This is a genomic window from Rhodonellum sp. (assembly GCF_030656585.1).
In the GTDB taxonomy this organism is placed as follows: Bacteria; Bacteroidota; Bacteroidia; order Cytophagales; family Cyclobacteriaceae; genus Rhodonellum; species Rhodonellum psychrophilum.
This window is the reverse complement of record NZ_JAUSPP010000018.1, coordinates 154,037-163,864: the sequence shown is the minus strand read 5'-3', so window position 1 is coordinate 163,864 and position 9,828 is coordinate 154,037. Positions and strand designations below refer to the sequence as shown.

Here is a 9,828-nt window from a genome sequence, read left to right as displayed (position 1 = left end):
CTTGTACAAGGCTAAATTCAATCTACCGATAGATTCTGGTCAGAAAGAATATTACGCGGCCATCGCTTATTGATATTCCATTTTTTTCCAAAGGCATTGATTGCCAAGGGGGAACCATCCATTTGAAGCAATCAAATGATATAGCCTTTTCTTTTTAGAATGGTTTCAACAAATTTCTTATCATTGTCAGAATTGAAAATCTTAAAGGGAAGGTGAATAAATTGTGCTTTAGACATCGTTAAGATGTAGGCATCCTTGGTGATTTGGGCACGTTTTATCATTCCCCAATTGATCGGCATTCCCTGTTTTACATTCAGCTTCATCAGAATCTGCCTGCTGTCAATTTCATATGCCAATTTTTCGAACATCACCTTGTTTTGCTCCATTTGGGTCACGCCGGCAAACTGGATTACCCAGAAAAGGAGATACAACACATAGGCAAGGATGGCCATGCTTATCCACCACCAGGAAGCTATCCAAAAATATCCGCAAGCAATCGCAACAGCAATAAGAATCACCCACCACTGTTCCTTGAGGACATTGGTAAGTCCCATCTTGATGTAAGTGCCGGTTTCTAATTTATATCTTTTGGTTTTAACTATCATTATCTTAAAATTTCAGTGCGCAAATATCCGATGATATCGCCTATTTAACAAGCCAAATGCAAATCCGTTGCTTTTTTTTTCATTTTTCAAAATCAATATTTGTTATAAACAGTTAATACATTGACTTATAAATACATTTGTATTAAATTACTTCAAAATCGTTCACTATGAGTAGCCTAATCGTTGATCTTGTGCTGTGTGGTATCGCGTATGTCGTGCTCATCTACTTTGTCGCTACCATGACTAGAGCGAGAATCCAAAGGGGAAGAAATCGAAACGATGATGGGGATGGCGGAATAGAAGATTTCACACCTCCAAAAATAGACCTTCCGCCTGGCGTTATTTGGCCTTCGGACATCCCGAAAAGGAGAAAACAAACGGAAATTTTCTGAAAGGTCAATTGCATTTGTCACAAATCCCTTGGATCAAAAGACTCGTCTCCTTGTTTATATAGCCCTTTGGCAATGAAATTTTTGGAAGGATGGCTTCTTCGATACAGATTGTTTTTCCACATTTTTCACATTTAAAATGTACATGATCGTGGTCATGTGAATGCTCGCCGTCAGATGTATGGGAACAAAGCGCATATTTAGTGGCGCCACTGTCATCCATTACCTTATGGATCAAATCATTCTCCAAAAAGGTTTTTAAGGTTCTATATAGGGTCACCCGATCAAAATCCTTTTTCAAAACCTCCTCAAGATCAGAATGGGAAAGTGCGGATTGTTTTTCCAAAAATGTGTTCAAAACTTCCTTTCTGCAATTGGTGATCCGAAGGTGATGGTCCTGAAGAATTTTTAAAGGGGTTAAAGCCATGGTTTACTTTTTTTTCGATTCCTGTAAAAATATGGATAATTTTCACTTCTCGTTGATTTCACAAACAAAAAAAGGGCAAGATGAATTCATCCTGCCCTTTTTGTTTTATGGAATTGAATTATTTTGGTTCCAAGACCATTTTGATTCTTTCTAGGGTATCTTCCAAATGTAGCTTGGAAAGCCTGTCAGATGTTCTTGGGATAGCAGCAGTTATTTGTCTTTGCAAAGTCTTCAACTCTCCTCTTGCCATCGGTCTGATGTCAGACTGGGAAGCATTGATCTGTGGACCTACAAAACCTCTAAACTGGGCGGGCACATTTGGCTCATTGCCGGTCAGCAACAATTCCAAACGTTCTAAATGCGCTCTTTGCAAGCTTCTCCTGTGTACATCAATGGTCCTTCCGGCAGCCAATTCCGTCCAAATCCCCGCTCTAAGATCATCAAATAGCTCGATCATGGTGTAAGCATTCTTGCCGCTTATTGCCTCGTTCTCAATGACTCGGCCCAATCTCCCCCATTCCAAAATACTGTTTAGGTTATTCACCTGCACTGCTCTTACTCTTTCCAAAGCGCCAAAATCACCTATCTGAGAAATGATTTTCTCATCCATCAGCCATTTTGGTGTCGCGAACAATTCCTTGTTCAAGAATGTCACGGCTTCTTTTTGAGTGGCCTTATCGGTGTGCGTATACACCGCTTCGTTTTGACCTGACGATTTGAAGATTTCATAGACACCACCTACATTGGTTCTGACATGACCCATATAGCGGTTGTATTGGCCTATCACCTGTCCATACATCTCGTTCAAATCACTGTAGTCCTTGTAAGGCTTATCTGCTTCAGATACCCACTCATTGAGATTAGGAAGAATCCTTTTCAGGTTATCGATTCCATAAGTGGAAGCTTTCATGGCATTATCCCCTAAGTCTTCACTTTGGGTACTCGGGTCATAGTTATTTCCCTGACGACCAAATCGGTAAACAGGATCTCCATTTTTGGCCAAAATCCATTGATCCAAAGTAGCCTGCTCCTCTTCCGGTGTCTTGGCATCCAAAATAGGACGATATCCCCAGCTGATGGAGTATTTGTCATAAGGGCCTACATCAGGCATCAGACTCACGCCTTTGTCATCAGGCTGTGCAATGTAATTGAATCTTGCATAGTCCATGATGGACGGTGCAGTCCCAAATTCATTTGTGAAGGTAGCGGAACGCAAAGAGTCCACTGGATAGGCATGTGAAGACCCAAAATTGTGGGGCAAACCCAGTGTATGTCCCACTTCATGGGAAGAGACAAACCTGATCAGTCGGCCCATTACCTCGTCTTTGAATTTAACGCCTCTGGCTTCTGGGTTAACGGCTGCAGTTTGGATAAAGAACCAATTTCGCAACAGATTCATCACATTGTGATACCAACCAATGTCGGATTCCAGGATCTCCCCAGATCTAGGATCGGATACGTGAGGTCCATAAGCATTCTGAATGTCTGAGGCAAAATACCTGATGACTGAATATCTGGCGTCTTCTGCACTCCAAGTGGAATCCTCTTCAAAAGTCGGCGCATCCTTGGCCGTGATGGCATTTTTGAATCCTGCTTCTTCAAAAGCTGCATTCCAATCTTCTACGCCTTGCTTCAAGTAAGGTCTCCACTTTTCTGGAGTTGCCGGATCGATATAATAGACAATCTGCTTTTTGGGTTCAACCAATTCGCCTCTTTTGAATTTGTCGTAATCTTCTTCCTTCACCTCGAGTCTCCATCTGTCCAAGTAGGTTCTTTTGGTGGCCTTTTGCTCATCCAAGCCAAAGTCCACAACGGACCTGCTGAACCAACCCACTCTTCTGTCTGTCAGTCGCTGCATCATCGGCTCCACCGGCAACAACACCATGGAGGAGTTCATTTCGACAGTGATCGATCCTGTGCTTCCATTGGAAGGCGGATCAGTCGCGATGTAAGTCATGACATATCTAGACTCGATATTGATCGGATAGGGACTGATTCTTTCTATATAAGATCGGTCTGTATCCAATCGCGTCACTTTGAATTCTGTCCGGCGATTTTTTGGCAAGCCAAGCGCCTGAACATCTTTGGAAAACAAATCCGTAACCTCAATGACCACTCCATTTCCGTCTTTTGCCTTGGCTTTGACGTCAAATTTCTGAAGGATCGGTTCCAAATTTGAATTTCTTACTGCCTCAAAAATTGGAAGGGAATCAGCTGCCGTATTGCTGTAGGAAACAACCTTCAAGAGGATATTGTCTCCATTTTGATCCCATCTTACCATTTGTGTATTGGTTCTTTCTCCTCCATACCCAATTCCGTCTGCGGTCTTGGCAATGGTGGTGACCACAAGCATTTCCCTGCCGATAAGCGTGTCAGGGATTTCATAATAATATTTCCCCTCAACTTCATGGACTTTGAAAAGTCCATCATGTGATTTTGCCTTATTGGTAATCACCTCTCCGTAAGGCTTTGGTCCTGGCTTGGCCTGAGCGGCTGGCCTTGGAGCTGGAGCTGCAGTTTGGGCAGGTGCGTTTTTGGCATCCTTTTTCTTTTTCCTTTGTCCAAATGCATCTTCGGCGAAAAGCATGCTCCCAAGCATCAGTACTCCAACTAAGCCCTGTTTTAGTTTTATTTGGGTAAACTTCTTCATAATTAAATTGGTTGACATTTTGTTAATCTTTGAAATTAACCCAGATTTCAGAGGTTTTATTAATCCAAAAGGATGAATTTTGATAAACGGTGCTCATCTAAAATAAAAGGCGGATACAACTCATGCAGGCATACGACATTATCATCATTGGAGGAGGACTTGGAGGGCTGATCGCTGCGCACCAACTCGCCAAAAACAATAGACGTGTACTCTTGATCGAAAAGAAGGGCTATCCTTTTCACCGCGTTTGCGGAGAATATATTTCCAATGAAGTCCGGGAATTTTTGTTGAAGGAAAACTTGTTCCCCTCGGAATTTGGCCCATCTGAAATCCATAAATTCAGGTTGACTTCCATCAAGGGCAACATTGCCGAAATGAAATTGGATCTCGGTGGCTTTGGCATCAGCAGGTATCAATTGGATCTCTTCCTTTACAAAAAGGCAAAGGCCATGGGCGCCGATTTCTTATTGCAGACCCAAGTGGAGGACATCAATTATTCGGAAACGGAAGATGGATTTACCTTGAGCCTAAGTGATGGAAATACTTTGGTCTGCAAACATGTCATCGGAGCATTTGGAAAACGATCCAAAATGGACAAGTCGCTCGATCGGGAATTCATACGAACGCGGTCACCCTTCATCGGTGTTAAATACCACATCAAAACCGATCACGAACACGACATGGTGGCCCTCCACAATTTCGAAAATGGCTATTGTGGCATCAATCAAATCGAAAATGGCATTTTCAATCTCTGCTATTTGGGTTCCAAAGACCAGCTCAAGGAACATGGAAGTATCCAGGAGATGGAAAAAGCCATCCTTTTCAAAAATCCGCACCTCAAGTCAATTTTTGAAAACAGTGACTTTCTTTTCGAAAAACCCGAGGTCATCAACGAAGTGAATTTTTCACCCAAAAATCCCGTAGAAAACCATCTGCTGATGGTCGGGGATGCAGCAGGATTGATCACCCCCTTGTGCGGGAACGGCATGGCCATCGCCATCCACACCGGAAAACTCGCCGCCGAAGCCATTCTCCGAAACGAAAACCGAAAAGCCATCGAAACCCAATACGAAACCGACTGGAACTCCCATTTCAAAAACCGGCTTTGGCTGGGTCGAAAAGTCCAGCAATTATTCGGTTCCAAAATCGTATCGGAATTTTCTGTGGGCATGATCAAAAGTTCCCCCTTTATCGCCCACCAAATCATGAAGAGAACACACGGAGAGATTTTTTAGGCGAGGAAAAAAGTGCTTGGCTCCAAACATCTATTTTCTGAATCCAAAAGAAAAATGACCGCATTGACACCCATCCCAATTCCATGGATGGCACAGGAGCAGAGGACGAAAATAGAAGTTCCTGGTACTTCATATTTTAACCGGAAATATAAATCAGGTTTCGAAATGGAATTGAAACTGAAAGTAAATCAGGCTATTGGGAAAATAAATCCCGATATCAATAAGGTGAAGTTAAAAATAGCCGAACAAATGGCTCTCTACAGACAAAAAAGCTCAGTTTTCGCGGTTAAAACCTTGAATACCGAGCTTTTTTTGGTTGAAACCGTTTTCCGGACCCAATCTTCAGCAAAATTTTTGGACCCAAATCATCAAAGAAATTTCACCTTTAATGGATTGGCTTCCAATCATCAGGACGCGTTCTTCTTGTATTTCCCCCAATAATAGGCAGGGAAAATCAAAGCCCTCAACTTCCATTCATTCTTTTCATTGACCGTCAGGGATTCATCCTTATGGACCGCCCTATACATGTTTCCCGCAAGCAGCGAATGCGCCATCAAGAGGAGAAAAAGTACCGCGTAGACAATTAATTCCGTCATCGTTTTTCAAATATCAAAGAAGCCCAAGTATCTTTTGTTTTTTTGGCTTGGAGATCCAAACCATATTTTGCCGCGGCGTTTTCAATGTCCACGATATCATGTTCATAAAATCCGCTCAAAAGAAGCTTCCCTTTGGATTTGACCAAAGTCCCGTACACCTCCATTTCATCCAAGAGTACATTTTTGTTGATATTGGCCAATACGATGTCGAATTGGCCTTGTGGATTGACTTCACGAATGGTACCAAGACCCATTTTCACGGAGTGCATGTCATTCAGTTCAAAGTTTTCATTCCCGTTGTCCACACACCAATCATCGATATCAAAAGCCTCGATTTGCTCCGCACCAAGCTTAAAGGCCATGATGGCCAAAATACCCGTACCAGAACCGATATCAATGACCCGCTTTCCCTGATGATCCACGTTCAATTGATGCGAAAGCATCAGATAAGTGGTGGCATGGTGTCCCGTACCAAAAGACATCTTGGGATTGATGACGATTTCGTGCTTCACACCTATTTTGGGCGCATGAAAGGATGCCCTCACATACACTTCGTCTCCAATGGAAATGGGATCATAATGCTTTTCCCATTCCTCATTCCAGTTGACTTTGGCCATCATGCCTTCCTTCACGAGGATGGATGCGGCTTCGACATATTGGTCGATGACGGCTTGATAAGCCTCCCGATCAAAAAGGTCTTCGGCGATATAGGCATCGATCCCTTCGTCTGTCTCCAGAAAGGAATCGAAGCCAACTTCCGCCAATTCTGAAATCAGGATTTCCCGATATTCTTCCAAGCAGGAAATTTTAAATTCCAAGTATTGCATTTAGAAGGATTTGATGATGTCCAAGAAGTCCCTGGATTTAAGCGAAGCTCCGCCGATCAATCCGCCATCCACATCGGGCTTGGAAAAGATCTCTTTGGCATTCCCGGGGTTGCAGCTTCCACCATAAAGGATAGAAATTTCGTCGGCTGCTGCTTGTCCGTATTTGGAGGCAAGGTGTGTTCTGATGGCAGCATGCATTTCCTGTGCCTGATCCGAACTCGCAGTTTTACCAGTTCCGATCGCCCAAATGGGTTCATAAGCGATCACGATTTTTGCAAAATCAGTTGCGCTCAATCCAAAAAGGCTTTCTGTCAATTGTTGTTTCACATATTCCTCATGCGTTCCTGCCTCTCGGATATCCAAGGATTCACCACAGCAAAAAATAGGCGTCAGGCCATTTTCCAATGCCTGTGTTAATTTTCCGGTCAGTAGTGCACTGTCTTCCTTGAAATATTCCCTTCTTTCGCTGTGACCGATGATCACAAAAGTGGATCCGAAAGAAGCCAACATGGATGCGGAAATTTCTCCGGTATAGGCACCTGAAGTTTTGTCAGAGCAATTTTGGGCACCCAAAAACAATCCTGCTGTATTGCCGATCAATTTCTTGACAGGGTGCAGGTGAACATAAGGTGGATTGAGGACAACGGAAACATCCTTGATGTTTTCATCCCGGATCATATTGACAATTTCGGAGGTGAGCTTTTGGCCTTCTTCAAAATTCAGGTTCATTTTCCAGTTACCGGCAACAATATTTTTACGCATGATGGCTAAAGGTTAGGTGAATAGATTTGATTAAAATAACTGATAAAGTTACTTTGGGCTAAAATTACACAAAATGTCCTACCCAAGAAAAGATTATGACTCCGATGCACCCAAAAAGTACTGGTCTCTCGAAGAGGCGAAGCTAAAAATCGCCTCTTATTGTGCCTATCAGGAAAGGTGTCAAAAGGAGGTTCGGGAGAAACTTCATGAAAAAGGGGTCTATGGCACTCCTGCCGAGGATCTGATCGCGGAAATGATCACGGAGGGTTTTTTGAATGAGGAGCGTTTTGCCCAGTCTTTTTTTAGGGGAAAATTCAGAATGAAAAAATGGGGAAGAAATAAAATCCTTCAGGAATTGAAATTCCGCCAAATCAGCCCCAATTGTATCAAATCCGGTTTGAAAGAAATCGAGGAGGATGAATACCTGGAAACCCTCGACCAGCTGGTCGAAAAAAAATGGAATTCCATCTCGGAAAAGGATCTTTTTAGAAAAAAGAACAAGGTTTTCCAATATTTGATCGGAAGGGGCTTCGAATCGGATTTGATTCAGGAAGCCATGGTCCGGCACTTGGAAAACCAATGATCACTCGATCATCTCTGAAACGATTTTTGCTGAGAGCAAACAAAGGGGGATTCCACCGCCGGGGTGCACACTTCCCCCACAGAAATATAGATTCTTGATGTCTGAGGAGAAATTGGCGTGCCGCATAAATGCCGCAAACCGATTGTTGGAACTGTTGCCGTAAAGCGCACCATTCGCACTTGATGTCTTGCTCTCGATCGTCCGGGGCTCTAGGATCTCCTCTACTTCGATCAGGCTTTCGATATCTGTTTTGAGGACGCGGTTTATTTTATTGACGATGTTTTTCCTTGCTTCCCGAATCACGGCGTCCCAATCCTGTCCTTGATTGTTGGGTACATTGATCATCGTGAACCAATTCATGCTGTCCTTGGGCGCATCATCAGCCTTGTGCACCGAAGTGATGTTGATATACACTGTGGGATCTTCACTGATGGTTTTGTGGGTGAAAATGTGCTCAAATTCAGTTTTGTAATCTTCGCTGAAAAGGATATTGTGCAATTCCAATTCCGGAAAGACCTTCTTTATTCCCCAATAAAAAATCAGTGCAGAACTGGATTTGGTTTGATTCAAAAGCAGTCTGGGTTGTTTTTCTTTTTTCAGGATAGTCTTGTAGGCATTGACCATGTCCATATTGTTGACCAGCAAATCCGCAAAATGTTTGGTTCCATTGACGATTACCCCAACGGCCCTTTTTTCCTGTACCAAAATTTCCTCTACTCTGGCATTCATGTGAAAGGAGACTCCGAGACTTTCCGCAAGGCGATACAGACTCATGGTAATGTCGTGCATCCCTTTTTTGGGAAAGAATGCCCCGATGTTAAATTCCAGATGGGGGATGATATTCAGGGTTGCAGGCGTTTCATAAGGGTTGGATCCATTGTAGGTAGCATATCTGTTGAAAAGCTGCACCATTTTGGGATGGTCAAATTGTTTCTCATTGGCCCGGTTCATGGTGCTGAAGATGCCCAATTTCCCCATTTTCAGGTAGGATTTCATGGCGTCTTTATTGGTCCAGGTCCCGAATTTGTGCAGGGATCTTTGCATGAAAAGCGGGGAAAGACGATCATAGATGTAGGCGGACTTTTCTAAGGCCTTCCGGATATTTTCGGCAGGTTCTCCCAATTTTGCTTCCACTTCCTTCCCAAAGCGGTCAATGTCCGCATAGGCCTTTACCTGTTTTCCATCCTCCCAAAAATAATGGCAGGCCACTGGAAGTCTGATGTAATCAAAATGTTCCCGCGGTTGCTTTCCCGCCAGTCTAAAAAGGTCATCTACTTGCTCCGGCAAGGTAAAAAGGGAAGGGCCGGCATCGAATCGATATCCTTGGAGGGTTATTTCCGACAATTTCCCGCCCGGATAGGTATTGGCTTCATACACTTCTACCCGATAACCCTTCAGGGACAATCTGATCGAAGCGGCAATTCCCGCTATCCCGGATCCGATGATGATGGCTTTTTTATTCATTGATTGAGAAAACACTGGATTTGGCTGAATAGTTTTTGAATTAATTATGAACCCTAATAACCAAAAAGATATCCGTTAGAATAATTTCCATCATGGCCTTTTGGGGTAAATATATACGTGTTCAAATTCGAACAACCTGGCGCAATATCTAATTATTTTTTGTTAAAATTACTTGAATCAACCATTGAGCGAGAAAAAAAATCTCGAAATATCATTTTTTTTTAAAGTATTTTTCTAAGGTAAAATTTATATTTTATCATGTTAAATATCAATTACTACCTAAAGAGCCG

10 protein-coding genes are annotated in these 9,828 nt (G+C 42.9%); 3 read left to right on the top strand and 7 right to left on the bottom strand.

Annotation, left to right across the window (positions count from 1 at the left end):
• Window positions 1–131: 131 nt before the first annotated feature.
• Window positions 132–605: a YcxB family protein gene (locus tag Q7J63_RS04270; protein ID WP_019596516.1), complete on the bottom strand. Its 474-nt coding sequence runs from the start codon at window positions 603–605 to the stop codon at window positions 132–134.
• A 167-nt stretch (window positions 606–772) separates the two neighbouring features.
• Here Q7J63_RS04270 and Q7J63_RS04265 point away from each other — a divergent pair, with 167 nt between their 5' ends.
• Window positions 773–997 carry a hypothetical protein gene (locus Q7J63_RS04265; RefSeq protein WP_304884223.1) on the top strand — a complete coding sequence of 75 codons (225 nt, stop codon included), beginning with the start codon at window positions 773–775 and terminating at the stop codon, window positions 995–997.
• 4 nt (window positions 998–1,001) lie between these two features.
• Here Q7J63_RS04265 and Q7J63_RS04260 read toward each other — a convergent pair whose 3' ends face one another.
• Window positions 1,002–1,421 carry a Fur family transcriptional regulator gene (locus tag Q7J63_RS04260; RefSeq protein ID WP_019596514.1) on the bottom strand — a complete coding sequence of 140 codons (420 nt, stop codon included), beginning with the start codon at window positions 1,419–1,421 and terminating at the stop codon, window positions 1,002–1,004.
• Between the two features lie 118 nt (window positions 1,422–1,539).
• On the bottom strand, window positions 1,540–4,071 hold the full coding sequence (locus Q7J63_RS04255) for a zinc-dependent metalloprotease (protein ID WP_304884220.1): 2,532 nt from the start codon (window positions 4,069–4,071) through the stop codon (window positions 1,540–1,542).
• Between the two features lie 122 nt (window positions 4,072–4,193).
• Between Q7J63_RS04255 and Q7J63_RS04250 the strand changes: the two genes are divergently transcribed.
• On the top strand, window positions 4,194–5,306 hold the full coding sequence (locus tag Q7J63_RS04250; RefSeq protein ID WP_304884218.1) for an NAD(P)/FAD-dependent oxidoreductase: 1,113 nt from the start codon (window positions 4,194–4,196) through the stop codon (window positions 5,304–5,306).
• A 407-nt stretch (window positions 5,307–5,713) separates the two neighbouring features.
• Here the strand turns inward: Q7J63_RS04250 and Q7J63_RS04245 are convergent, their stop codons facing one another.
• The 3 genes from Q7J63_RS04245 to tpiA are packed head-to-tail and all read right to left on the bottom strand — an operon-like array spanning window position 5,714 to window position 7,491.
• Window positions 5,714–5,902, bottom strand: a complete 189-nt coding sequence (locus Q7J63_RS04245; RefSeq protein WP_304884216.1) for a hypothetical protein — start codon at window positions 5,900–5,902, stop codon at window positions 5,714–5,716.
• Window positions 5,899–6,729 (bottom strand): 50S ribosomal protein L11 methyltransferase, encoded by an 831-nt coding sequence (gene prmA, locus Q7J63_RS04240; protein ID WP_019596508.1) that lies wholly within the window; start codon window positions 6,727–6,729, stop codon window positions 5,899–5,901. Before prmA ends, Q7J63_RS04245 begins: the two co-directional genes overlap by 4 nt.
• On the bottom strand, window positions 6,730–7,491 hold the full coding sequence (gene tpiA, locus Q7J63_RS04235; RefSeq protein ID WP_019596507.1) for a triose-phosphate isomerase: 762 nt from the start codon (window positions 7,489–7,491) through the stop codon (window positions 6,730–6,732).
• Window positions 7,492–7,564: 73 nt separating this feature from the next.
• On the opposite strand from tpiA, the gene Q7J63_RS04230 reads away from it, so the two are divergent.
• On the top strand, window positions 7,565–8,074 hold the full coding sequence (locus Q7J63_RS04230) for a regulatory protein RecX (protein ID WP_304884212.1): 510 nt from the start codon (window positions 7,565–7,567) through the stop codon (window positions 8,072–8,074).
• Here Q7J63_RS04230 and crtD read toward each other — a convergent pair whose 3' ends face one another.
• Window positions 8,075–9,538 (bottom strand): 1-hydroxycarotenoid 3,4-desaturase CrtD, encoded by a 1,464-nt coding sequence (gene crtD, locus Q7J63_RS04225; RefSeq protein ID WP_304884210.1) that lies wholly within the window; start codon window positions 9,536–9,538, stop codon window positions 8,075–8,077.
• Between the last annotated feature and the right edge of the window lie 290 nt (window positions 9,539–9,828).

Excerpts from the sequence above, each read along its gene's own strand:
- Q7J63_RS04230 (WP_304884212.1), top strand. The coding sequence starts at position 7,565 with ATGTCCTACCCAAGAAAAGATTATGACTCCGATGCACCCAAAAAGTAC.
- Q7J63_RS04260 (WP_019596514.1), bottom strand. The coding sequence starts at position 1,421 with ATGGCTTTAACCCCTTTAAAAATTCTTCAGGACCATCACCTTCGGATC.
- prmA (WP_019596508.1), bottom strand. The coding sequence starts at position 6,729 with ATGCAATACTTGGAATTTAAAATTTCCTGCTTGGAAGAATATCGGGAA.
- Q7J63_RS04265 (WP_304884223.1), top strand. The coding sequence starts at position 773 with ATGAGTAGCCTAATCGTTGATCTTGTGCTGTGTGGTATCGCGTATGTC.
- Q7J63_RS04255 (WP_304884220.1), bottom strand. The coding sequence starts at position 4,071 with ATGAAGAAGTTTACCCAAATAAAACTAAAACAGGGCTTAGTTGGAGTA.
- Q7J63_RS04250 (WP_304884218.1), top strand. The coding sequence starts at position 4,194 with ATGCAGGCATACGACATTATCATCATTGGAGGAGGACTTGGAGGGCTG.
- tpiA (WP_019596507.1), bottom strand. The coding sequence starts at position 7,491 with ATGCGTAAAAATATTGTTGCCGGTAACTGGAAAATGAACCTGAATTTT.
- Q7J63_RS04270 (WP_019596516.1), bottom strand. The coding sequence starts at position 605 with ATGATAGTTAAAACCAAAAGATATAAATTAGAAACCGGCACTTACATC.
- Q7J63_RS04245 (WP_304884216.1), bottom strand. The coding sequence starts at position 5,902 with ATGACGGAATTAATTGTCTACGCGGTACTTTTTCTCCTCTTGATGGCG.
- crtD (WP_304884210.1), bottom strand. The coding sequence starts at position 9,538 with ATGAATAAAAAAGCCATCATCATCGGATCCGGGATAGCGGGAATTGCC.